The following is a 23,534-nucleotide window of genomic DNA, read 5'->3' as shown; positions in this document are numbered from 1 at the left end:
TTAACATACATCTATGAAAGTTCGTTTATGAAGGTTTATTTTTCTAAAAACATTTATAGACATTCATTCAGCAAAATCCACATAACACATAATTGAATAATGCAGGCTTGTTTTAGATATCCGTAAATGCTAATATACTTATATAGATAAAGATAATATTTATTAGTATATGTGCGTGGATATCTGCCTGCGAAAGAGACGAGGAGGATATCTATGGCAGAGAAGAAAGACAATGTAACATCTAAATTTAAGGACAATGTATTCTGTATGTTATACAGAGATAAGAGAAATCTTTTAGAACTGTATAATGCACTTAACAATTCAGCTTACACGAATGTGGATGATTTGCAGGTAACGACATTAAACGGCGGTTCATATATGAAGTATAAGAATGACGCTTCATTTTTACTATGTATGAGCCTGTATATGTTTGAGCAGCAGTCTAGCAAGAATCCTAATATGCCGTTAAGATTTTTGCACTATGTATCAGATGTGTTCAGAGAGTTGTTCAGCAATTCCATGCTTCACAGAAGAAGCACGATTAAGATTCCTGTTCCGCATTTTGTGACATTTTACAATGGTCTGGAAAAATGGATTGAAGATGAGGATGAAATCAGGCTGTCAGATATGTATGAGATTCCGACAGATAATCCGGAGCTGGAGCTTAAGGTGCGTGTTATCAACATTAATAAAGATGTACATATCCTTAATAAGTGCAAAACGCTGCGTGATTACATGACATTTGTTAATAAGGTCAGATTCAAGATGGGTGTTGAAGGGGACGATGTCAGGATTGCAGTAACAGAGGCGATGGACGAATGTATAGATGAGGATATACTTGTCGATTTCTTTGAACAGCACAGGGAGGAGGTCGTCGAAGTGAGCATATATGATTATGATGAGGAAGATGTCAGAAGGACATTATTTGAAGAAGCAAAGGAAATGGCTAAAGAAGAATTAAAAGAAACAGTTATAGAAGAATTAAAACGAGAAGCAAAAGAAGAATTGACCCAAGAAGTATTTGCAGAGGGTGAACAGAGCGGAGAACAATTAAAGATAGTTAATCAGATTATAAAAAAGGTAAAGAAGTCAAAGACTCTGGAGACAATAGCCTCAGAACTAGAGGAAGAAGAGGCAGATATAAAGCCAATATACGATGCAGTAGTTTCATCTGCCCCAGATTATGATATTAATGTAATTAAAGATAGATTAGACAATATGTGAGGAAGTTATTTCTTCATAAATGAAACAAAATCAAACTTCTTATCAAGCCATCTGCCGACAAGGCCGATGGCTTTTCCCATTGTAAATGCAGCAACAACAGTACCGATGCCAAGACCCTTAACATGACCTAATATCAGGCCGGTAAGACATGCAGTTACGGCAAGGCATATAACATCGAAAGAAATCTTGATGCGTGAATATGCAACGCCAGTGATGTCAGCAAGTTCACGAGGGAACAGGTCAGTAGGAATAATTGGAAGCTTGCATCTGTTAGAAAGAGCTATGCCGAGACTTATCAGGCAGTAGCTTATAATAAAGTACACAATTCTGAATCCGATTGCAGTTGGGAGCATTGGAACCCACATATTGTGCATGTCGATGCATTCACCAAATATGAATCCGACAACGAATGAAAACAGATATGATGGTACGAACTTCTTTCGCAGAATCATAAGGCTGAGTACAAGAAGTCCCTGGAACATATATGTAAATGTACCAAGAGTAATCTTAGGGAAGACTTCGGAAAAAGCATATGGAACGCTTGAGATTGCAGATATTCCAGTTCCTGAGTAAAGCATAAGCACAACTCCAAGGCTGTTGATTATAACAGCAAAGGCAAGAACAAGCTCACCTCTAAGCGTAGTCTTAACATTTTCAGAAACAGAACCAGCATTTAAATCTATTGCACTATCAATTGAACTCATAATGAATCCCCTTTCCTTTTTAATAAAGAACATAATCACAGTCTCTAAGTGTAGTTTCATTATTAATTAATAACAAATGAATAATTTTAATGAAATTATAGATTTTGTCTATAGAACTGTTTATAATTAAGATAATAAATGTGCTTAGGAGGCTGTCTATGAATATATATAATCTGAGATATTTCGTTACACTTGCAAGAATACGCCAGTACACGAAGGCGGCAGAGGAATTATGCATTACACAGCCGAGTCTTAGTCATGCAATTTCACAGATGGAAAAGGAACTTGGTGTTAAACTCTTTGAAAAAAACGGACATAAGATAACTCTGACTCAATTCGGAGAGGAGTTTCTTTCTTATGCAGAAAAGACTCTTGATGTGTTAGATGATGGAATCGCTTCTATTAAAAGAAGTGCAATGGGAAATGGAACGATAAGATTAGGACTTGTAAGACCATTGGGAATAAGCTATGTCCCTCGGATGGCGGCAGCATTTATAAAGAAGAATCCGAAGCTTGATATAGATTTTACGTTTCACACAGATGTTACGGGCAGGCTGCTTGACGATATGCAGCTTGGGAAGTATGATTTGTTGTTCTGTTCCAAGCCATCAGAAGAATATCATTTTACGGCTGAGCCCGTTATGAAGCAGAGACTGGTGCTTATTACTCCCAAAGGACATCCGCTGGCTAAGAAAAGGAAAAGGAGCATTAATCTTGCAGAGACAGCCGGGTATTCATATGTATGTTTTGACAAGAACTCTGGAATAAGAAGCATATTTGATGAAATGTTGAAAAGATCGGACATAACAGTAAAGGTTGCATATGAAACTGAGGAAGATCAGGTTATTGCCGGGCTGGTTGCTAGTGGATTCGGAATAGCGGTAGTTCCATATATGGATATATTGGAAAAGATGTCTGTAGAAATATTTGAAATCGAGTCACCTGAATATGAGAGAAGCTTTTATATGGTTAATGATAATAGTACATACATGTCTCCTGCTGTAGAGACGTTCAGGAACTTTGTTATAGAGAATACAAGTGTTTTAACGGCTTTGTAGAGATTAATATAATTAATGAATAACCGGATATATCTTAATTAAATGACAAATTTGTAGAAAAATTAACAGATTTTATTGACATATTTTTGACAAATTTTAATGAAATTATTAAATAAAAATAAAGTTTGACAGAATTCAATGTAAAAAATAACAAAAATGAACGCTGGTCACAAATGATTTTTTGTTAAAAATGTACGATTATTAAAGGGGGAAATAGTGTCAAACCTAGGCAGAATCTAGGCTTGACATTATTTTTTTTGTGGAATAAAATCCGTGAACAGAAAAGAAATATGTTTCATATTTAGAAAGGAGGTCGTGCAGATGGATGCTTTGGTAGAAGGGCTTATGGAAGAACTTAATTGCGAGACAGTGTTCACTATACCTTTGTTTGGTGGAATCCCAGTATATGAATCCGTTGTTGTTACATGGATTATCATGGCTGTTGTGTTTCTGTTGTGTATTCTGCTAAGCCGAAATCTAAGTGTGGAAAACCCCAGTCGCAGACAGGTAGTTGTAGAAACAGCAATAAAGGGACTCAATGATTTCTTCACTGAGACGATAGGAGAAAAAGGAAAGGCATACATTCCATATCTGTCAGCAATTGCTATTTACATAGGAATTGCGAACCTGATAGGACTGCTTGGTTTCAAGCCGCCAACTAAGGATATGAATGTCACAGCAACACTGGCGTTGATGAGTATTGTACTTATTGAGGTCGCAGGAATCAGAGCCAGAGGAACTAAAGGCTGGCTTAAGAGTTTTGCAGAGCCAATGCCGATAATACTTCCTATTAATATTCTGGAAGTATTTATCAAGCCCTTATCACTTTGCATGCGATTATTCGGTAATGTTTTAGGTTCATTTGTAATCATGGAATTATTAAAGATGGTAGTTCCAGCAGTTTTACCGGCAGTATTCAGTTGTTACTTCGATATATTCGATGGACTGATACAGGCGTATGTTTTCGTATTCTTAACTGGTCTTTTTATAAAAGAGGCTACAGAGTAAGAGTATATGTAACAAGAATAAATGTTTTAAAAAGGAGATTATTATTATGTCAACAATTTTAGTAGCAATCGGAGCAGGTATAGCAGTATTAACAGGTATCGGTGCTGGTCTTGGTATCGGTAAGGCAACAAGCAGTGCAGTAGACGCTATCGCAAGACAGCCAGAGGCAGAAAGCAAGATTAGTAAGTCACTTCTTTTAGGTTGTGCCCTTGCAGAGGCAACAGCTATTTATGGTTTCGTTATCGCCCTTCTTATAATCCTTTTCTTAGGCTAATAACATTTATGGGAAAGATAACTAAGACAAGATAGAAAGGAAGGCGAAGCTAGTGTTAAGTATAGATCCATGGAATATATTATGGACAGTAGTCAATCTGCTCGTCTTATATCTGGTGTTTAAGAAGTTCCTGTTTAAGCCTGTTATGAAAGTAATCAATGCAAGAGAAGATATGATTAAGCAGCAGTTTGATGATGCTAAGAAGAGTCAGGAAGAAGCAGATGCATTAAAGGCTTCATATGACGAAAAGCTTGAAAGTGCGAAGACTGAAGCTGATGAGATTATTGTAAATGCTAGAAACAGAGCACAGGAAGAGCATGAGGCAGCTTTGGAAAAGACCAGAAAAGAAACAGAAGTAATGCTTGAAAAGGCAAAGGCTGATATAGCTACAGAGAAAGAGAAAGCAACGGAAGCTGCACAGGCAGATATTGCAAGACTCGCTCTCATAGCTGCAAGAAAAATCGTAAAGACAGGTGATGCTCATGACGCAGGCAGCAGTAAATAATGCAATAGTTTTACACCGGTTGTCTGTGAGCAGAGAGGATGTAAGAAGGGCTGATGAGTTATACAGCAAAACTTCAGAACTTCAGAAAATTCTCACGAATCCTGAAATACCTCTTGCAAAGAAATACGACATCATTGATAAAGTATTTGCACTTGATGATACCAAGGAGCTTATGAAGAATTTTATTAAAGAAATGTGTAAGCTTGGTTATTGTGATGAGATGAGAGACATATTTGATTCATATTACAGAATTGATGATGAAGCAAACCACATTTTAAAAGCAGAGCTTATAAGTGCAGACAGCAGTGATGAAGATGATAATGCAAAGCAGGCACAGGATTTCTTAAAGAGCAGATATCCGGATTATACAATTGAACTGACAAAGACAGTGGATGCGGATCTCTTAGGCGGATATCTTATAAGAGCGCATCACAAGGAATACGACAGAAGTTTTGAAGGACGTTTTTGTCAGCTTGAAAGAAAATTAACTGGGAGGTGACCCCTGTGGGCGCAATTAGTGCAACAGATATTATCTCCATTATCCAGAGTGAGATTGAGAATTTCAATTGGGATGAAGCAAGCCGTGAGACCGGTAATGTAATATGGGTCGGTGATGGAATTGCTACTGTATACGGTATTGACCATGCAATGTATGGTGAAATCGTAGTATTTGATAATGGAGTAAAAGGAATGGTTCAGGATATCCGTGAGAATGAGATAGGTGTTATCTTGTTTGGCAGGGATACAGGAATCAAAGAAGGAACTAAGGTTGTAAGAACCAAGAAAAAAGCCGGAATTCCGGTAGGCAGCGCATTTGTAGGAAGAGTAATCAATGCACTTGGCGAGCCTATTGATGGAAAAGGCGATATTAAAGAAGAAGATTACAGACCAATTGAGGAAGATGCTCCTGGTATCGTAGACCGTAAGTCTGTAAGCACACCAATGGAAACAGGAATACTTTCAATTGATTCAATGTTCCCAATTGGTCGTGGACAGCGAGAACTTATCATTGGTGACCGTCAGACTGGTAAGACATCAATTGCCACAGATACAATTATTAACCAGAAAGGTAAAGGTGTTATCTGTGTGTATGTTGCAATCGGACAGAAGGCATCTACAGTTGCCAAGGTTGTATCAACACTTACTAAGCATGGTGCAATGGATTATTCAATTGTTGTATCTTCAACAGCGAGTGATCCCGCATCACTTCAGTATATAGCTCCATATGCAGGTACTGCAATGGCAGAGCATTTCATGCATCAGGGAAAAGATGTTCTTATTGTATATGATGATTTGAGCAAACATGCGGTAGCGTATAGAGCACTTTCCCTTCTGCTTGAAAGATCACCTGGACGAGAGGCTTATCCTGGAGATGTATTCTATCTTCATTCAAGACTTCTTGAAAGATCAAGCCGTTTAAGTGATGCGTTAGGTGGAGGCTCAATAACAGCACTTCCTATAATAGAGACACAGGCTGGTGATGTATCAGCATATATTCCAACAAATGTTATCTCTATCACAGATGGTCAGATATTCCTTGAAACTAATTTGTTTAATTCAGGTATGAGACCAGCCGTTAATGTAGGTCTTTCGGTTTCACGAGTTGGTGGTGCAGCCCAGACTAAGGCAATGAAGAAGGCATCAGGAAGCATAAGAATTGACCTTGCACAGTACAGAGAGATGGAAGTATTTACACAGTTTGCATCAGATCTTGATGATGCAACTAAGGCACAGTTACAGCACGGAAAAGCCCTTATGGAGCTTTTAAAGCAGCCACTCTGCCATCCACTTTCAATGCATGAGCAGGTTATGACACTTGTTATGGCTAACAACGGCGTATTTGATGAGATACCTACTAAGGAAGTTAAGAAACACCAGACAGAATTACTTGAATTCATAGATCTCAAGCATCCTGAAATAGGAAAGCAGATTGAAGATGAGAAAGAGATTAATGATGAGCTGGTTAAGAATATTCTGGAAGCAGTAAAAGAATTTGCATAATGCATGTGTGCTAAAAGAAAGGTAAGCGTATAGATATGGCAAACACAAAGGAAATTCAGGATCGAATAAAAAGTATCAATGATACATTAAAGATTACTAATGCCATGTATATGATTTCTTCTTCCAAGCTTAAGAAATCTAAGAAAATGCTTTCAGACACGGAACCATACTTTTTCACTCTGCAGTCAGAAATGAGCCGAATCTTAAGACATATACCTGATATAAGCAGTATATATTTTAAGACAAATGAGGATAAAGACGCAGCGGATAAAAAGGTAGGCTACATAGTTATTACTGCTGATAAGGGACTTGCAGGTTCATATAACCATAATGTTTTAAAGATTGCGCAGGAGCAGCTTGAAAAGAATCCTAATCATTCATTATTCGTATTAGGAGAACTTGGACGACATTATTTTGAACAGCGCGGTATTGAGATTGAGAAGCAGTTCCACTATACAGTTCAGAATCCTACTCTTAACAGAGCAAGAAATATTTCAGAAGAAATAATAGAACTGTACAGAAAAGGTGAACTTGATGAGGTGTATATCATATACACAAGCATGATTAATGCTATTCAGGAGGAAACACAGATTGAACAGCTTCTTCCTCTTAAGAAGGCAGATTTCAATATCCAGATACCGGTTGATTTCAAAAGAGAGGAACTTGCATTAAAACCTTCCCCAGAAGTAGTTATGGACAGAATTGTTCCTGATTATATAGTTGGTTTCGTATACGGAGCTTTGGTAGAGTCATTCTCCTGCGAACAGAATGCCCGTATGATGGCGATGGAGGCTGCATCAAAGAGTGCAAAGGATATGCTGCACGACCTTGATATACAGTATAACAGAGCCAGACAGGCTTCAATCACACAGGAAATAACTGAGGTTATCGCTGGTGCGAAGTCGCAGAAGAAGAAACGAAAGAAATAATGCGACGGATAGGAGATAATATGAGTAATAAAGGAAAGATTATACAGGTAATGGGACCTGTTGTCGATGTAGCGTTCGAAGATGAGAACCTTCCGGCAATCAGGGACGCACTTGAAGTTAATAATGGTGATAAAAAATGTGTGATGGAAGTTGCACAGCATATCGGTAATGATACAGTCCGTTGTATCATGCTTGCTTCCAGTGAAGGTCTTTGCAGAGATATGGAAGTAACAGCTACAGGCAGCGGCATTAAGACTCCTGTTGGAGAGAAAACTCTTGGCCGTCTCTTTAATGTATTAGGAGAGGCTATTGATGGCAAAGAACAGCCAGATGCGGAGGAAAAGTGGGAAATCCACAGAGAACCTCCAACATTTGAAGAACAGAATCCTGCAGAAGAGATTCTTGAGACAGGTATCAAGGTAATTGACCTTTTGGCACCTTATGCAAAGGGTGGTAAGATTGGTCTGTTTGGTGGTGCCGGGGTTGGTAAGACAGTTCTTATTCAGGAACTTATCAGCAATATTGCAACAGAACATGGTGGATATTCAATATTCACAGGTGTAGGAGAAAGATCAAGAGAAGGTAACGACCTCTGGACAGAAATGAAAGAGTCGGGCGTTCTTGAAAAAACTGCCTTAGTGTTTGGTCAGATGAATGAACCACCTGGAGCACGTATGCGTGTTGCTGAGACAGGACTTACAATGGCTGAATATTTCCGTGATGAGAAGCATCAGAATGTGCTTTTATTCATTGATAATATATTCCGTTTCACACAGGCTGGTTCAGAGGTTTCAGCACTTCTTGGACGTATGCCTTCAGCCGTAGGTTATCAGCCAACACTTGCAACTGAGATGGGTGAATTACAGGAGAGAATTGCTTCTACAAAGAATGGTTCTGTAACATCAGTACAGGCAGTATATGTACCTGCCGATGACCTTACTGACCCTGCACCTGCAACAACATTTGCACATCTTGATGCAACTACAGTTCTTTCAAGAAAGATAGTTGAACAGGGTATCTACCCGGCAGTAGACCCTCTTGATTCTACATCAAGAATTCTTGAGCCGGACATTGTAGGTGAGGAGCATTATGAGGTAGCAAGAAAGGTTCAGGAAATCCTCCAGAAGTACAAGGAATTACAGGATATCATTGCTATTCTTGGTATGGAAGAGCTTGCAGATGAAGATAAGGTTACAGTATTCAGAGCAAGAAAGATTCAGAAATTCTTATCACAGCCATTCCATGTTGCTGAGAACTTCACAGGTATTCCTGGTGTATATGTTCCATTAAAGGAGACTATAAGAGGTTTCAAGGCAATTATTGATGGTGAGATGGACGAATATCCTGAGAACGCATTTTTCAATGTAGGAACTATAGATGATGTTATTAAAAAGGCTGAGAAGATGCAGTAACATCCTGCCAGAAAGGAAAAACTAATGGCTACAAGTTCATTTTATTTAAAAGTAATATCAGCTAACCGGGTGTTTTTCGCTGGCAAATGCCGTTCTCTGATTGTGCCTGAGTTCGATGGACAGAAGGAAATTCTTGCCCATCATGAAGATATGGTTATTGCAATTGATGAAGGTCAGATGAAGTTCCAGCCAGAGGGCAGCGACGAGTGGATTCATGCTGTTGTTGGAATGGGATTTGTTGAAATCGTCAACAACCGTGTAACTCTTCTTGTTGAGACAGCAGAAAAGCCTGAGGAAATCGATGTAAGAAGAGCAGAGGAAGCTAAGCAGAGGGCTGAGGAGAGACTTCGCCAGAAGCAGAGTATCCATGAGTATTATCACTCAAGAGCAGCACTTGCAAGAGCTATGGCAAGACTTAAGGCAACATCTGGAAAGTAGAATTGTATAAGATATATGTGGGTCTGCGCCTGCCAGAATGCTTGTGAATAGCATTCTGGCAGGTGCTTTTTGTCGTGCAGGGATAATGGTTAGCCATGGCGTGGTGGATTGGACGTTAAAGTAGAGGGAAGGCGCGTTGAAGTCCAAAAGAGAAGCCAAAGCGCGGCGAATTGGACGTTGAAGCGGTGGGAAGGCGTGTTGAAGTCCAAAAGGGAAGCCGAGCCGCGGCAGATCGGATGTTGAAGCGGCGGGAAGGCGTGTTAAAGTCCAAAAGGGAAGAGTCAGTCTGACGATTTGGACCTTAGAGAGGTGTGATGCACAGAGAAAGTCCAAAAGGGGTGCCGAAGCATGTAGAATTGTTCTTTATAAGATACTTGTAAATAAATATTCAGCTTGCTATAATATGCAAGCGTATTTTGTATACACAGTTAAAACAAAACGATTGAAGTGTAGGAATACACAATCAGGGAGGAACTTAAGATGTTATCTATGAAAGAAGCGATAGAGAATTATGTGGAAGGTTGTGTTGGGAAGGTTGACTGTCCAGCATACAAGCTTTTTATGAAAGCCATACTTGCAGGAATGATGATTGCATTTGGCGCAGCCGGAAGCAGTGTGGCAGCACATGATATCGTCAATGTAGGAATTGCACGTCTGGTTGCAGGAGTTGTATTCCCAATGGGACTTATGATGGTTGTTATGACAGGAGCAGAACTTTTTACAGGAGACTGTCTGGCAATTATGGCAACTGTACAGAAGAAGCACACAGCACTTAAGCTTATACGAATGCTTATTGTAGTATATCTGGGAAATCTTCTTGGCTCGTTAATGCTTACATGTATTGATTATGTAAGCGGGCAGTATAATTATTCATCGGGAATACTTGGTGCATATACAATTAAAGTAGCACTTGGAAAATGTAATCTTGATTTTACAACAGCGCTTGCATCGGGAATATTATGTAACATACTTGTGTGTGCAGCAGTTATGCTTGCGGCACGTGCAAAGGATGTAACCGGAAAACTGTTATGTTGTTTTTTTATAATACTGCTTTTTGTTGTAAGCGGTTATGAGCATTGTGTTGCTAATATGTATTATGTACCTGCAGGAATGATAGCAAAACTTAATCCGTTATATGTGAAAGATGCTATGGAGCAATATGGTTATACAGCACAGCAGCTTAGTACATTGAATATACCGAATTTTATATTTAATAATCTTATTCCTGTTACAATAGGTAATATTGTGGGAGGAATGGCATTCTTCGGAATACCGTTGATGTATATTAATGGTGTTGGTGGAAAGAAGGCGTGATACATATCTTAAAGTATATGGATACGGATTGATGATTTAGAAGAAAATATATTATTACCTATGATTATTCCTTTAGAAACCATTAAAGCATAGGAAGATGTGCAGTAGAAGAATCACAGACGAACACAGACTTACGTATAATATGGACATGAACCAAAATCTGATAATATATTCCTGCAAGTTCCATTATGAAGATTAGCACCTGAAACATGGTGCTTTTTTCTTTACACAAAAATCACATGGTTTCAGAGAATATTATATCGGGGGATAAAAATGTTATCATTTACTACGAAAAAATATGAACATAAATGATGGGGCAAAATAGTGTATCGTCCAACTAGGTGATACATTTGCATCTGACAGCAACATGGTCGCAGAATATAGAGCAGAACCTATAAGAAGATATTATTTCTATTGCTTATAGGCAGAAATATTAGGATTTCTGCTCATAAAGCGCAGATTTCAGTGTAAATACCTATAAATGATGGAAAACCACATTATCTATAGGCAATCTTTAGCTTTCTGGCAAGGATAATGTCTGATTCGAGAGAAGAATGTGCAGAAAATACCTATAAGCTGTCAGAATATACGACTACCTATAGGTATCATGACAAAAAAATCAGACAAGACACTTCTTCATCAATAATAATATGCTACTAAATCAGAGCCAGCACCCATACAGCTATCATCTTGAACGTTATTCAGTAACAGATTTCTTGGAAGAACAGCAAGTCTTAACCCGACATATGTCAATACGGATTTAATATCTTATGTTTCAGTTGGCATTGCGTGTGCAATAATATTGCAACTCATATATATAAAGCTGAAGCGTAGAGCATAAGAAAACACCTCTTAATCAGCAATATACATTCTGATTAAGAGGTGTTTTTCTTCGTCCATTATTAGTAAGTATACTCATGGCGAGGGCGATAATAAAATGCCTGAAGCTGACTGTTACGGTTATATGTAACTGTATAACAATCGGCTGGTGCATCAGCATAAGTCTCAGGATTAACTCTGATAGTTATTGTACGTCTGTGAGACTGTCCACTGTTACCGTGTTCTGCACTGGTATTATCCTGTCCTACCCCTTTGAGATTACTGATAGTCTGGACTGGGTACACTTTTGAATTGCGAATAACTCCATTTGCTGCAATAATCCCTCCTTGGACCTTATTTCAAAATGTTACTTCTACATTATATATCGGTCAAATGTGTTATATTATTACATTGAATTTCTTTATAAAAATGTATGATAGAGGAAGATAATATGCATGATGATGGAGATGTTTATATGGGAGAATACAAGCCCCCTTTTGCTATAAAACTCATGAAATGTGAAGGATATATTAAAATGGGCTCATAAAATGTGATTACAGCGGGGAAATTCCCTCATAGTACTATAACAGAATAAAGATATATACAAAATGCCCCATTCTGGACTAATCCAGAATGGGGCTTATGTTTACGCATAAGCAGTTAATGCTTAATTAATCAATCTCTTTTTTCTTGATTCTGTCAAGATAATCTTTAGTTTCCTTAGCAACTACACCGCTTAATGCTACAAGTGCTATAAGGTTAGGAATAGCCATAAGACCGTTAAATATATCTGCAATTGTCCATACGGCAGATACAGTCATGTAAGGGCCGATGAATACGCAGAGGATATATATCCATCTGTATGCCTTGATGCATTTCTTCTTACCATTAGTAAGGTATTCAAGGCAGCGCTCAGAATAATAATCCCAGCCAAGAATAGTTGTAAATGCAAAGAATACGAGACATAACATAAGAATAAATGAAGCAACTCCATCAGGGAATGGAAGTCCTAACTGGAATGCTTTAGTTGTTACTGCAACACCTTCAAGTCCCATATCGTAAGCTCCTGTAAGAACAATTGCAATACCTGTAATTGAACAGATGATAATAGTATCAATAAAAGTAGCTGTCATAGATACAAGACCCTGACGTACAGGTTCATTGGTACGGGCAGCGGCAGCGGCAATAGGTGCACTACCAAGACCGGCCTCATTAGAGAAGATACCTCTTGCAATACCCTTCTGCATAGCTACAACCATGGCACCAAGGGCACCACCAGCAGCGGCCTTAAGACCAAATGCACTCTGCACAATTGTAAGGATGGCAGCAGGAACATCTGTAATATTAAATAAAATAATAAGAATACCTGCTAAAAAATATGTTGCAGCCATGAAAGGAACAATAACCTGAGCAACTTTAGAAATTCTCTGGATTCCACCAATAAGAACAAGAGCAACACAGAATGTAAGGATAAGACAGCTTATAACTACAGTCCATGAATATGTTCTTCCAAATAATGAAACAGTCCATGCGTTGTTAGAATCAAAGAAATTATTAACAGCAGAAGAGATTCCATTCACCTGTGTAAATGTACCAATTCCTAAAAGACCAACGCCTATACCAAAGAAAGCAAATATCTTGGCAAGCCATTTCCACTTAGGTCCCATACCATGTTCAATGTAGTTAAAAGGACCACCAACAACATGACCGTCTTCGTCAACCTGTCTGAACTTAACTGCTAAGAGACACTCTGCGTACTTGGTAGCAGTACCAACTAAGGCAGCAAGCCACATCCAGAATAATGCACCAGGACCGCCTGAGACAATAGCAGTAGCAACACCTACGATATTACCTGTACCGATTGTTGCTGAAAGTGCTGTACATAGTGCTGCGAAACTGCTCACTTCACCATGCTTTCCATCAGTTTCGTCTTTGAAAATGTACTTAAAAGCACGTCCAAGATTAGTAAACTGAACACCCTTAAGTCTGATAGTAAGAAACAGACCAACTGAAAGTATAAGGACAATGAGTGGAATTCCCCAGACATATGCGTCAATAGTAACGAGAATAGTATTGATTTTACTAAACATATTATGTATTCTCCCTTTTTATAAAAATTAAGATAAATTTTATCATAAAACAACATTTTTTTCAATTGAATACTGTTATTTCCTAATATAATAAATAATTTTGTTAAATGTTGCTTATTGACAAACTCTGTCAATTTATATATTATTGTTGAAAAAGAAGGCGTTTTGCAGATAAAGCAAGACGCTTTTTTCCTTATTATTAAGGTAATATCCGGAAGATATAATCGGGAGAGACTGTGTAAAAATGCAGCGCCGAAGGTGACAGCGAAAACTCTCAGGCAAAAGGACCGGTTATGGACGGAACTCTGGAGAGCTGTAATTATCAGCACCGAAGAAGCAATTTCTAAGCATAGAGATGAGAAATATAGAGGCTGATTTGCTTGGAGAGAATCTTTCAGGTTTTTAACAGAGGCATAGGTGTATTAAAGTGCGCCTGTAGCCTCTTGTTTTTATGTAAAGATATATTAGGAAGGAAATCTTCTTAGGAATCTTGATAAGGCAGGATTGCAAGGCACGAAAAGGCTAAAGCAAAGGAGAGAAACATTATGAAGACAGACATTGAAATTGCACAGGAAGCAGTAATGGAGCCAATTAAGAATGTTGCAGCCAGATGCGGCATAAGCGAGGATGATCTTGAATTATACGGAAAGTATAAGGCTAAGATATCAGATGAGTACATCAACAGTGTCAAAGGCAATGAAGATGGAAAGTTAATTCTTGTTACAGCCATAAATCCAACTCCGGCAGGAGAGGGAAAGACAACAATTACTGTAGGGCTTGGAGAAGCATTTGGAAAGCTTGGCAAGAAGGCAGTTATAGCACTTCGTGAGCCATCACTTGGTCCATGTTTCGGTATCAAAGGTGGAGCAGCAGGTGGTGGATATGCACAGGTTGTTCCTATGGAAGAATTGAATCTGCATTTTACAGGCGATTTCCATGCAATCACATCAGCTAACAACTTATGTGCAGCACTTCTTGATAACCATATACAGCAGGGCAACGAACTTGGAATTGACCCAAGATGTGTTACATGGAAAAGATGTATGGATATGAACGACCGTGTTCTTAGAAATATAGTTGTAGGTCTTGGTTCTAAGGTTGACGGAACTGTAAGAGAAGATCATTTTGTTATCACAGTTGCGTCAGAGATTATGGCAGTATTATGTCTTGCAACAGATATGAAGGATTTAAAGGAAAGACTTGGCAAGATGGTAGTTGCTTACAATTATCAGGGACAGCCTGTTACTGCTGCAGATATCAAGGCAGTAGGTTCAATGGCAGCATTGTTAAAGGATGCATTAAAGCCTAACCTTATCCAGACACTTGAACATACTCCTGCATTAGTACATGGTGGACCATTTGCTAATATCGCACATGGATGTAATTCAGTAAGAGCAACTAAGACTGCACTTAAGATGGCAGATTATGTTATCACAGAGGCAGGATTTGGAGCAGATTTAGGTGCAGAGAAATTCTTCGATATAAAGTGCCGTAAGTCAGGCTTAAAGCCAGATGCAGTTGTATTAGTAGCAACAGTAAGAGCACTTAAGTACAACGGTGGAGTACCTAAGACAGAATTATCAGCAGAGAATCTTGACGCATTAAAGAAGGGAATCGTAAACCTTGAAAAGCATATTGAGAATCTTCAGAAATATGGTGTGCCTGTAGTTGTTACACTAAATGCGTTTGTATCAGATACACAGGCAGAATTAGATTATATACAGAAGTTCTGTGAAGATAAAGGCTGTGAATTCGCCCTTGCCAAAGTATGGGAAAAGGGTGGAGAAGGCGGAATTGAGCTTGCAGAAAAGGTTCTTAAGACACTTGAGACAAAGAAGAGCAATTTCCATTGCCTGTATGAGACAGACCAGCCAGTTAAAGCAAAGATTGAGACAATTGCCAAAGAAATATATGGCGCAGGAAGTGTTAATTATTCGGCAGCAGCTAATAAGCAGATTGCACAGCTTGAACAGTTAGGATTTGGTAATCTTCCAATCTGTATGGCTAAGACACAGTATTCGCTTTCAGACGATCCAACATTACTTGGCCGTCCGGAAGGATTTGAGATGAATGTAAGAGAAGCATATGTATCAGCCGGTGCAGGCTTCATAGTAGTGCTTACAGGTTCAGTAATGACAATGCCAGGACTTTCAAAATCACCAGCGGCATATAATATAGATGTTAATGATGATGGGGTAATAACTGGGTTATTCTAGAAAAGTGACTCCCGGGAGTGGGAGGCAGGTGGTTGTGTAGTGTATTTTCAAACGCGCTCTCGCTCGGACGAAAACGCAGCGGTACTAAGATTTTGTGAGGTTTGTCGCCTTTGGCGACTCCCTCGCAAAATCAAGTGCCGGCGTTTCCGTACGGTTTGAAACTACACTACACAACCACCTGCCTCCAAACTTCCGGGAGTTTTTCTACATAGGAGATGAGAATATCTCTCCCGCCCCAACCTTGCCAAAGGTGGGGCGGAGCAGTTGTCCGGTAATGAAAAGCCCAGCCGTGTATATTAGTAAAATCAAAACCGTATGAAGACGCCGGCACTTGGTAAGCTGGGAAAGCTGCCACAAAGTGGTAGCAAATCCCAGCGAACCTAGTACCGCTGCGTCGGAATCCGAGCGGAAGCGTGTTTTGATTTTACTAATATACACGGCTGGGCGTGCTTTAGGGGAGCAACTTCCTACAACATTACCCCCGACTTCTCCTTACTTCTCTCAATCATATGATTCAGCTTCTCAAATGGTTTCTGTAAGAACAATCCGATAATCAGCGAAACAACTATATATATAGAAAGAAAAGCGAGATTCTTAATGTAATCATATCTGTACATTCCTGCTATACATTCTCTTAATGCATCCATTGAATATGGGAAGAGCAGGAATCGGTATATTATCTGGTAGGCGTTAGGAAGTACTTCTATAGGGAATGTACCGCCTGAGCCGGCAACCTGTATAACGAGCAGGACAATTCCAAGTGCTTCACCGATATTTCCAAATGCAACAGTAAGGCTGTACATAAAGAAGGTGAATACGAAGCTTGAGAATGCACATGCAACCCAGTAAAGGAATGGGTGGTAACACTGGATTCCTATGTAGAGAAGATTTCCAAGTGTTATAAGCAGTGCCTGAAGCTGTCCTACTGCAAAGAAGATAAAATACCTTCCGAAGAATTTTTCATATCTCTTTGCATCTGCTGGAATGTCCGGAGCAGGATGCACAGGTGTGTGCATAATAGCAACAAGTATAAGTCCACCAAACCACAGTGCAAGTATTGTGTAGAATGGTGAAGCGCTTGTTCCATAGCTTTTAACAGCATATACCTGCTCTGTTGTTATATTTACAGGTGCAGAGAGAAAATCTCCCAAAGTATTGGCATTTGCATTTAACATCTCTGATAATAAACCATATGTATCCTGTTCAGTGATTGTGTTTAATGTATTAATTGCGTTATCAAGCTTTGTCTCAAGGTCACTGAGAAGCTCTTTAGTCTGAGTGAGTGAGCCCGATGTAAGCTTAATTGCAGCAGACAGGTCTGCAACATCCATGTTCATGTCAGAATAAAGCTCTGTTAATGAACTCATAATGCTTTGAATCTGGGACATCTGGTTTGAAAGAGCAGATGATAATTCATTTAAAGATTCAGCGGAATTACCATTTACAAGTGCCTGTAAGGTTATTAACTGCTGCTGCTGTAACTGTAATTGTGTATAAACTTGCGGTGCAGCACTGTTTGAACTGCTGCTTATTGATGATGTAAGGTCAGTAATTGCAAGCATTGAGTTAAGAATTACATCGTATGTTGAAAGTGTAGTCCTTGCGGATGTAAGTCTGTTAATAACTGCATCCATAAGAGAACCGGTTTCTTTATCTGAATCTTTGATAACTGAGTCGCCAGTTCCGGCAATCGTAGATACGATTGTATCTATAAATGTCTGGTTAACCTGCTGCTGAACTGCTGTTTTAGCCTTGTCTGTTATCTTAGGTGCAATAGCGTTTGCTTTCTGGTTACAGTAATATTTTAACTGAGGATGTTCCATGGAATCACTTAAGAAGCTTATAAGATTCTTGGAAAAATTCTCTGGAACAACGAGGGCTGCATAATACTCACCGCTGTATACGCCTTCGATTGCTTCATCTGATGAAGCAACAAACTGCCAACCGATAGTGTTATTAGTTTTAAGTGCATCAATTATGGTGTCACCGACATTAAGCTCCGTTCCTTCAAGAGAAGTACCTTTGTCAACAGATACAACGGCAACTTTAATCCTGCTTGTGGAAGCCTGTCCATATGGATCCCAGTTTGACAGGATATTAAACCACGAATACAATGCAGGAATAACGGTAAGACCGATAATTACGCATAGTGCAATTACATTTGTTTTTATGTGGCGAAGGTCAGCCCGTATAATCTTAAATATATTTTTCATAACTGTACCTCACTTAAAAATGCTTTGATACTGTCTGTAAGAGAAGTATCAGCCTGTTTTTCCTTAATCTCAATATTGAGCTCATTAAGCTTTCTTGCGAGCTTGTCATCAATATAATCAATAACTATAAGATAAGCACAGAATATAAAAAGTGAGATTACCCAAAGAAGCAGATAAACAACTTTAGCTGTATCCATGGTAAACATAAGCACCATGAATACTAAAGGAATTATCATCATACATCTTAAGCAGACCTTTTTTTTATGCTGGTTCTTAGCATGCATATTTTCTGCAAATGCTGTGATTTCCGCAATAACAACATCTATATTAAAATCATCATTTTGCATAAATTCATTTCTCCTTTACATAAAATGTGTTTCTTTCATACGGCGTTCGAAGAACTCGCGTACTTCAAGAAGTGACTTTCTGATTCCAAGTCCCAGAATAAGGGAAATAACAGCATAAGCGCATAATTTCACAAGAAATACAGCGTAATCACACTGATATAATCCGCTTATTGCCTCCCTCATGGCATTGATTGCATAAGGGAATGGGAAGTAAAGGTACACATTCTGGAAGAATTCAGGAAGAAGTTCTATTGGATAAGTTCCGCCTGAACCGGCAATCTGTAACACAATCATAACTACAGCAATAGCTTTTCCCAAATCACCAAATGTAAGAACAAGTGTATATATAAATAATGTAAATACAAAGCTTGTTATAGCGGCTGCAAGCCACAGCATGAATGGGTGGGTGCAGTCAATTTTTAAAATGTACAAATCACCAAGAACAACTACAAGAGCCTGAAGCTGTCCCATTGCAAGGAAGAGTAATGCACGACCTATATATTTTTGATGTTCTGTGGCATCCTTGAATTCATCATCTTCATAGTCAACCTTTACTTTCATAAGGGCAACTAAAACAATTCCCCCAACCCAGAGAGCAAGTGTTGTATAGAAAGGTGTAACACTTGTTCCATAGTTAGTCTGCATATAGACATATATTTCTTCTACCTGTACAGGTTCTGAAAGGAACGATGCAATTGACTCAGCATCTGAGTTGATGAAATCCATTATTAACTTATATGTAGAAGATGAACTGATATCTCCGACAGAACCAGAGATAACAGACAACTTGCTGTTAAGTGAGTCGAGCAAAGTTTTTGTACTTTCGAGTGTTGTATTAATGTTTATAGAAATATCACTTACACCAAGAAGCATCTGTGTTATTCCGTTAATGCTGTCTCCGGTACTGCTTATATTGGAAGCAAGACTGCTTACAGCATTTTTAACAGATGATTCCAGGAGATTTACATTAGTTCTGATAACAGTCTGTATAATAACCTGACTTTTTTGTATCTCTGAACGACACTGTTCAACAACTGATTTTATCAACTGATATTTGACCTGAAGGGTTTCAGGAGAGTCAGTTAAAATGTCAGCACATTGTTTTACAAGGTTATAAGCTACATTTTCCATAGCATTTACTGATGAAAGTGCAGATTTTAAAGCTGTAATAACAGACGGATCAATACCATCTATCTTGCTTAAAGAATCAATGGCATCTTCAAGTGCTTTATTCTGATTAATAAGTTCGTTGAGCTTATTATTGGCATTATTAAGTTCAACACCAGCCTGTCCGACATCAGTTATAGCTGCATTTACAGCATTATCAACAGATTTAAGTGAGTCATCTGCCAATTCATTCATGGCTTTAAGTACAGAGTCAATCTGGTCATAAATGTCATTGGTAATGTTGTCGAGTGTCTTGTTGGCAATGTCTGCAACATCAGTAGTTCCTGTGATAACATCTTTTATTTCAGGCAGAACTTCCTCAAGAGCTGCAAGATTATCAGCAAGGTTTGAATTACTCTTAATAAACATGTCAATCATGGTGTCGTAAGAACTTATATTAGCTGAAATGCTTTGTAAGTCCTTAACTGTCTTTTCTATGATTGAAGGATCATTTTCAGCTATTTCGTTAAGCCCCTGCATAATAGTCTTAACACACACATCAATGAATTCGGAGTTGATAGTGTTCTGAAGAGTGCTTTTTCCTGTATCTGTAATCTTGGAAGCAACAGCATTTTTCTTGGAATTCTCATAGTATGTAACTGTTGGTGGATTAAGACCATTGTCAAGGAAGTCATACAGGCTTCGTGAAAAGTCCTCACCAACAACGATAACGGCATAGTACTTCCCGGCATTCAGTTTATTCATGGCTTCATCTTTAGTTTCCGGAAAACGCCAGCCTAATTTATCATTAGAATGAAGCTGTTCAACAATCTGTGCTCCCATATTGATAGTGGAATCATCAGATTCAGAGTAGCCTTCATCTTCAGAAACAATAGCAATCTGGACGGACGCAGTGTTTGCGTAAGGATCCCAGTTGGAATATATGTTAAACCATGCGTAAAGCGATGGAATAAGGCACAGACCAAGTGCAATGGCTAAAGCCAGAATATTCCTGCTAAGACCTTTCAAATCTCTTTTGAAAATCTTAAATATCATAACATTCCTCAATTCTTTAATTATCGTTTAAAACTTATATGTATTTTACTTAAGAAACTGGGGAAAATCAATACAGAGAGGATAAATCAGACATATTTAATAATTTAAGAAAGGATACGGATTTATGAACATATTGTATTGTGGTGATAAAACGATGCAGAAGGGGATTCTTTTATCTTCAATGTCTCTTATAAAAAATGTGGATGAACCGTTAAATATATATATTCTCACGGTTGATTACGGGGAAAAAGGTATTAATTACAAGCCGGTTGATAAAGCATTTGCAAAATATCTGGAAGAAAAATTGAATAAATCGGACATTAAAGTAAATGTCTTTCTTGTTGATGTTACAAGATATTTTGTTGAGGAGCTGCCGGAGGCAAATATGCAGAGCAGATTTACTGCGTGCTGTATGTTGCGCCTTTTTGCTGATAAGACAGATATAAAGGATAGAGTTCTTTATCTGGATACTGATGTGCTGTGCAGAAAAGGTTTCAGGGATTTTTATCATCAGAATATGGATGGCATAGAGATTGCGGGAGTTTCTGATTATTATGGCAGATGGCTTTTCGGTGATGGTTACATTAATTCCGGAGTAATGCTTATGAATATGAGAATGATAAGACAGAACGGGCTTCTGGAGAAATGTCGTGAACAGTGCATAAGAAAGGAAATGTTTATGCCTGACCAGACGGCTGTTAATACATTTGCAACAAGAGTTAATCTGTGCGGAAGAAAGTTTAATGACCAGAGGAGGCTGCATGACAACACTGTTTTTCAGCATTTTACAACTACCTTCCGGGTGTTTCCAGTGATAAGGACTGTTTCAGTCAAGCCGTGGGAGATTGATAAAATGCATAATATACTTGGGCTTCATGAATATGATGAGCTTCTGGATTCTTATAACAGGGAGCATGAAGAGTACATGGCAGTTTCACGTATTCCTGTGTTTTTCTCGATTAATGAACAGTACGCACCATATCTGGCAGTGTGCCTTAAATCGCTGGCTGTACATGTGGCTTGTGATGAGCGTTACCGCATAATTGTTATGTGCGATAATGTGAAGAATATTACGATGATTCAGCTTCGTAATGTGATAAAGGATTATGAAAACATAGATATTGAATTCGTTGATATAAGAAAGAAAATGTACGAATATTCTGAAAGCTTTGGACAGACAGTTACTGACAGACAGGAAAACAGGCTTTATTCAGGCGAGTTTACACTGACGATATATTTCAGGTTATTTATTGCAGAGCTTTTTCCAGAGCTTAATAAAGCTGTGTATATTGACTCTGATACCGTAATAAATGATGACATTGCAAAGCTTTATTCAGTTGATATGGGAGATGCAATGTTTGGTGCAGTAAGAGATACATTTGCAGGAAAGAATACAATACTGGCTCATTACATTGAAAATGTAGTGGGAATAGAGCGGAATGAATATGTCAATTCAGGAGTGCTTCTTATGAATCTTGATAAGATAAGACAGGCTCATCTGGCAGACAGATTCTTAAAGCTTATGGCTGAATATCACTTTGACAGTGTTGCACCTGACCAGGATTATATTAATTCCATGTGTGCAAAAGAAATATATTTTCTTGATAAGGAATGGAATGTTATGCCTAACAAGGGCGGGGAGTATATAGCAAGACCGAAGCTGATACATTATAACCTGTTTGACAAGCCGTGGCATTACAGCGAGATTCCGTATGAGGAGTATTTCTGGCAGTATGCGGCGGAGTCGGGATTTTATCCGTTGCTGATTAAACAGCGCAAGCAGTATGGGGATAATGAAAAGAAAGCTGACCGTGAGAATTTAAAGAAGCTTCTTGCAAGGGCTGAGAATATTGCGGACGGTGATGGGGTTAAGTTTTCTGATGTTGTGGGAAGCAGATTTGTTGTGGATAGTGGTTTCGTGAAGGATAGCAGTGATGCTGCAAAATAAATTATGTCGGAGGAGATATGATTGGTGATAGGGAGCAGGTCTATGAAAATATTAGGACGGCTGTAAGCCTTAATCAGTTGAATTCAAAGGTTGAGCCGGGAGACCCTAAGCTGTTACGCGAAGATAAAGAAGCATTACTAAGACATTATATTGATTACCGCACAGCATATGGTTTTTGTGTGAAGAAATATATTGCAGAAGCTATATTTCATGCCGGGACTTCTGCGGTGGGGCTTATAACACAAGTTGACGGACTTGAGAATCTTTCTGGAATCAGAGGTCCTGCGATTGTAACATGCAATCATTTCAGCCCGTTAGACCCTGCAATTGTCAGGTTTGCAATGAGAAAAGCTGGATTCAGAAGAATAAGTATTGTTAATCAAGATTCTAACCTTGCAATGAAAGGTTTTGTCGGGTATATGCAAAAATATGCCGACACAATGCCCGTAAGCAGCCTGAAATGGTTTATGGAAACTGAGTTTCCTAATCAGATTGAGAATGCACTTGATGAAAACAAACTTGTGCTTATATATCCTGAGCAGGAAATGTGGTTTAATTATCGGAAGCCCCGTCCATGCAAAAGAGGTGCATATCTGTATGCGGTAAAGTTTAATGTGCCGGTGATTTCGCTGTTTGTTGAACAGCAGGTTAAAAGTATACATTTGCACACATTCAGGGTACATGTCCTGCCAGTAATATATCCGGACAGACAGCTTGATGAAAGAACGGCAAGCTTAAGAATGCAGCACACAGACTATGAGCAGAAATGTGCTGCATATGTCATGGCATATGGAAAGAAGCTGACTTACGATTTTGAAGAGGGCGATATTGTAGGAAGATAAAAGCATTTGACGCGGAAAGAAGGGAAGTG

At 38.7% G+C, this 23,534-nt stretch carries 21 protein-coding genes and 2 riboswitches; of the genes, 15 read left to right on the top strand and 6 right to left on the bottom strand.

Annotated elements, in window-relative coordinates; all coding sequences use genetic code 11:
• Positions 1 to 213 precede the first annotated feature (213 nt).
• Complete coding sequence (locus EUBELI_RS14635; protein WP_012739716.1) at positions 214 to 1,224, top strand: RpnC/YadD family protein; 1,011 nt, start codon at positions 214 to 216, stop codon at positions 1,222 to 1,224.
• 5 nt (positions 1,225 to 1,229) lie between these two features.
• Here the strand turns inward: EUBELI_RS14635 and EUBELI_RS07210 are convergent, their stop codons facing one another.
• A complete protein-coding gene (locus tag EUBELI_RS07210) occupies positions 1,230 to 1,928 on the bottom strand; it encodes a DUF6198 family protein (RefSeq protein WP_041688689.1) in 699 nt (232 codons plus the stop codon).
• A 158-nt stretch (positions 1,929 to 2,086) separates the two neighbouring features.
• Here EUBELI_RS07210 and EUBELI_RS07205 point away from each other — a divergent pair, with 158 nt between their 5' ends.
• The 11 genes from EUBELI_RS07205 (at position 2,087) to EUBELI_RS14930 (ending at position 11,066) form a co-directional block, all read left to right on the top strand.
• Positions 2,087 to 2,986 (top strand): LysR family transcriptional regulator, encoded by a 900-nt coding sequence (locus EUBELI_RS07205; RefSeq protein ID WP_012739714.1) that lies wholly within the window; start codon positions 2,087 to 2,089, stop codon positions 2,984 to 2,986.
• A gap of 321 nt (positions 2,987 to 3,307) precedes the next feature.
• A complete protein-coding gene (locus tag EUBELI_RS07200; protein WP_041688193.1) occupies positions 3,308 to 3,994 on the top strand; it encodes a F0F1 ATP synthase subunit A in 687 nt (228 codons plus the stop codon).
• 46 nt (positions 3,995 to 4,040) lie between these two features.
• Positions 4,041 to 4,268, top strand: coding sequence for an ATP synthase F0 subunit C (gene atpE, locus EUBELI_RS07195; protein ID WP_012739712.1), 228 nt, complete (start codon positions 4,041 to 4,043; stop codon positions 4,266 to 4,268).
• 52 nt (positions 4,269 to 4,320) lie between these two features.
• A complete protein-coding gene (gene atpF / locus EUBELI_RS07190; RefSeq protein ID WP_012739711.1) occupies positions 4,321 to 4,773 on the top strand; it encodes a F0F1 ATP synthase subunit B in 453 nt (150 codons plus the stop codon).
• Complete coding sequence (gene atpH / locus EUBELI_RS07185; RefSeq protein WP_012739710.1) at positions 4,751 to 5,272, top strand: ATP synthase F1 subunit delta; 522 nt, start codon at positions 4,751 to 4,753, stop codon at positions 5,270 to 5,272. Before atpF ends, atpH begins: the two co-directional genes overlap by 23 nt.
• Complete coding sequence (gene atpA, locus EUBELI_RS07180) at positions 5,269 to 6,774, top strand: F0F1 ATP synthase subunit alpha (RefSeq protein WP_012739709.1); 1,506 nt, start codon at positions 5,269 to 5,271, stop codon at positions 6,772 to 6,774. Before atpH ends, atpA begins: the two co-directional genes overlap by 4 nt.
• Before the next feature lie 35 nt (positions 6,775 to 6,809).
• On the top strand, positions 6,810 to 7,703 hold the full coding sequence (atpG, locus tag EUBELI_RS07175) for an ATP synthase F1 subunit gamma (RefSeq protein ID WP_012739708.1): 894 nt from the start codon (positions 6,810 to 6,812) through the stop codon (positions 7,701 to 7,703).
• 20 nt (positions 7,704 to 7,723) lie between these two features.
• Positions 7,724 to 9,115, top strand: a complete 1,392-nt coding sequence (atpD, locus tag EUBELI_RS07170) for a F0F1 ATP synthase subunit beta (RefSeq protein ID WP_041688187.1) — start codon at positions 7,724 to 7,726, stop codon at positions 9,113 to 9,115.
• A gap of 24 nt (positions 9,116 to 9,139) precedes the next feature.
• Positions 9,140 to 9,553: an ATP synthase F1 subunit epsilon gene (gene atpC, locus EUBELI_RS07165; RefSeq protein ID WP_012739706.1), complete on the top strand. Its 414-nt coding sequence runs from the start codon at positions 9,140 to 9,142 to the stop codon at positions 9,551 to 9,553.
• Positions 9,554 to 10,033: 480 nt separating this feature from the next.
• Positions 10,034 to 10,867 carry a formate/nitrite transporter family protein gene (locus EUBELI_RS07160; protein WP_041688186.1) on the top strand — a complete coding sequence of 278 codons (834 nt, stop codon included), beginning with the start codon at positions 10,034 to 10,036 and terminating at the stop codon, positions 10,865 to 10,867.
• A 97-nt stretch (positions 10,868 to 10,964) separates the two neighbouring features.
• Positions 10,965 to 11,066, top strand: a complete 102-nt coding sequence (locus EUBELI_RS14930; protein ID WP_081458300.1) for a type II toxin-antitoxin system YoeB family toxin — start codon at positions 10,965 to 10,967, stop codon at positions 11,064 to 11,066.
• Positions 11,067 to 11,769: 703 nt separating this feature from the next.
• Here the strand turns inward: EUBELI_RS14930 and EUBELI_RS07155 are convergent.
• Positions 11,770 to 11,991 carry a hypothetical protein gene (locus EUBELI_RS07155; protein ID WP_041688184.1) on the bottom strand — a complete coding sequence of 74 codons (222 nt, stop codon included), beginning with the start codon at positions 11,989 to 11,991 and terminating at the stop codon, positions 11,770 to 11,772.
• 366 nt (positions 11,992 to 12,357) lie between these two features.
• The gene (locus tag EUBELI_RS07150; protein WP_012739703.1) at positions 12,358 to 13,776 is read right to left on the bottom strand and encodes an alanine/glycine:cation symporter family protein; all 1,419 of its coding nucleotides are present in this window, start codon (positions 13,774 to 13,776) and stop codon (positions 12,358 to 12,360) included.
• Between the two features lie 215 nt (positions 13,777 to 13,991).
• Positions 13,992 to 14,076: riboswitch (glycine riboswitch) on the top strand.
• A 3-nt stretch (positions 14,077 to 14,079) separates the two neighbouring features.
• A riboswitch (glycine riboswitch) is annotated at positions 14,080 to 14,187 on the top strand.
• 134 nt (positions 14,188 to 14,321) lie between these two features.
• Between EUBELI_RS07150 and EUBELI_RS07140 the strand changes: the two genes are divergently transcribed.
• Positions 14,322 to 15,992: a formate--tetrahydrofolate ligase gene (locus EUBELI_RS07140; protein ID WP_012739702.1), complete on the top strand. Its 1,671-nt coding sequence runs from the start codon at positions 14,322 to 14,324 to the stop codon at positions 15,990 to 15,992.
• A gap of 467 nt (positions 15,993 to 16,459) precedes the next feature.
• Here EUBELI_RS07140 and EUBELI_RS07135 read toward each other — a convergent pair whose 3' ends face one another.
• The 3 genes from EUBELI_RS07135 to EUBELI_RS07125 are packed head-to-tail and all read right to left on the bottom strand — an operon-like array spanning position 16,460 to position 20,715.
• Positions 16,460 to 18,205, bottom strand: coding sequence for a YhgE/Pip domain-containing protein (locus tag EUBELI_RS07135; protein WP_012739700.1), 1,746 nt, complete (start codon positions 18,203 to 18,205; stop codon positions 16,460 to 16,462).
• Positions 18,202 to 18,552 carry a hypothetical protein gene (locus EUBELI_RS13645; RefSeq protein WP_012739699.1) on the bottom strand — a complete coding sequence of 117 codons (351 nt, stop codon included), beginning with the start codon at positions 18,550 to 18,552 and terminating at the stop codon, positions 18,202 to 18,204. Before EUBELI_RS13645 ends, EUBELI_RS07135 begins: the two co-directional genes overlap by 4 nt.
• A gap of 15 nt (positions 18,553 to 18,567) precedes the next feature.
• Positions 18,568 to 20,715 (bottom strand): YhgE/Pip domain-containing protein, encoded by a 2,148-nt coding sequence (locus EUBELI_RS07125; RefSeq protein ID WP_012739698.1) that lies wholly within the window; start codon positions 20,713 to 20,715, stop codon positions 18,568 to 18,570.
• A 124-nt stretch (positions 20,716 to 20,839) separates the two neighbouring features.
• Between EUBELI_RS07125 and EUBELI_RS13640 the strand changes: the two genes are divergently transcribed.
• Together EUBELI_RS13640 and EUBELI_RS07110 are read left to right on the top strand one after the other, a co-directional pair.
• The gene (locus EUBELI_RS13640) at positions 20,840 to 22,663 is read left to right on the top strand and encodes a glycosyltransferase family 8 protein (protein ID WP_012739697.1); all 1,824 of its coding nucleotides are present in this window, start codon (positions 20,840 to 20,842) and stop codon (positions 22,661 to 22,663) included.
• Positions 22,664 to 22,680: 17 nt separating this feature from the next.
• Positions 22,681 to 23,505, top strand: coding sequence for a lysophospholipid acyltransferase family protein (locus EUBELI_RS07110; RefSeq protein WP_012739696.1), 825 nt, complete (start codon positions 22,681 to 22,683; stop codon positions 23,503 to 23,505).
• Positions 23,506 to 23,534 lie beyond the last annotated feature (29 nt).

It is taken from the genome of [Eubacterium] eligens ATCC 27750 (assembly GCF_000146185.1).
Taxonomy (GTDB): Bacteria; Bacillota; Clostridia; order Lachnospirales; family Lachnospiraceae; genus Lachnospira; species Lachnospira eligens.
This window is presented reverse-complemented; position numbering and strand designations above follow the sequence as displayed.

Bases quoted from the DNA above. Each gene is read 5' to 3' on its own strand.
- EUBELI_RS14635 (WP_012739716.1), top strand. From the start codon at position 214: ATGGCAGAGAAGAAAGACAATGTAACATCTAAATTTAAGGACAATGTA.
- EUBELI_RS07210 (WP_041688689.1), bottom strand. From the start codon at position 1,928: ATGAGTTCAATTGATAGTGCAATAGATTTAAATGCTGGTTCTGTTTCT.
- EUBELI_RS07205 (WP_012739714.1), top strand. From the start codon at position 2,087: ATGAATATATATAATCTGAGATATTTCGTTACACTTGCAAGAATACGC.
- EUBELI_RS07200 (WP_041688193.1), top strand. From the start codon at position 3,308: ATGGATGCTTTGGTAGAAGGGCTTATGGAAGAACTTAATTGCGAGACA.
- atpE (WP_012739712.1), top strand. From the start codon at position 4,041: ATGTCAACAATTTTAGTAGCAATCGGAGCAGGTATAGCAGTATTAACA.
- atpH (WP_012739710.1), top strand. From the start codon at position 4,751: ATGACGCAGGCAGCAGTAAATAATGCAATAGTTTTACACCGGTTGTCT.
- atpG (WP_012739708.1), top strand. From the start codon at position 6,810: ATGGCAAACACAAAGGAAATTCAGGATCGAATAAAAAGTATCAATGAT.
- atpD (WP_041688187.1), top strand. From the start codon at position 7,724: ATGAGTAATAAAGGAAAGATTATACAGGTAATGGGACCTGTTGTCGAT.
- atpC (WP_012739706.1), top strand. From the start codon at position 9,140: ATGGCTACAAGTTCATTTTATTTAAAAGTAATATCAGCTAACCGGGTG.
- EUBELI_RS07160 (WP_041688186.1), top strand. From the start codon at position 10,034: ATGTTATCTATGAAAGAAGCGATAGAGAATTATGTGGAAGGTTGTGTT.
- EUBELI_RS14930 (WP_081458300.1), top strand. From the start codon at position 10,965: ATGTGCAGTAGAAGAATCACAGACGAACACAGACTTACGTATAATATG.
- EUBELI_RS07150 (WP_012739703.1), bottom strand. From the start codon at position 13,776: ATGTTTAGTAAAATCAATACTATTCTCGTTACTATTGACGCATATGTC.
- EUBELI_RS07140 (WP_012739702.1), top strand. From the start codon at position 14,322: ATGAAGACAGACATTGAAATTGCACAGGAAGCAGTAATGGAGCCAATT.
- EUBELI_RS07135 (WP_012739700.1), bottom strand. From the start codon at position 18,205: ATGAAAAATATATTTAAGATTATACGGGCTGACCTTCGCCACATAAAA.
- EUBELI_RS13645 (WP_012739699.1), bottom strand. From the start codon at position 18,552: ATGCAAAATGATGATTTTAATATAGATGTTGTTATTGCGGAAATCACA.
- EUBELI_RS07125 (WP_012739698.1), bottom strand. From the start codon at position 20,715: ATGATATTTAAGATTTTCAAAAGAGATTTGAAAGGTCTTAGCAGGAAT.
- EUBELI_RS13640 (WP_012739697.1), top strand. From the start codon at position 20,840: ATGAACATATTGTATTGTGGTGATAAAACGATGCAGAAGGGGATTCTT.
- EUBELI_RS07110 (WP_012739696.1), top strand. From the start codon at position 22,681: ATGATTGGTGATAGGGAGCAGGTCTATGAAAATATTAGGACGGCTGTA.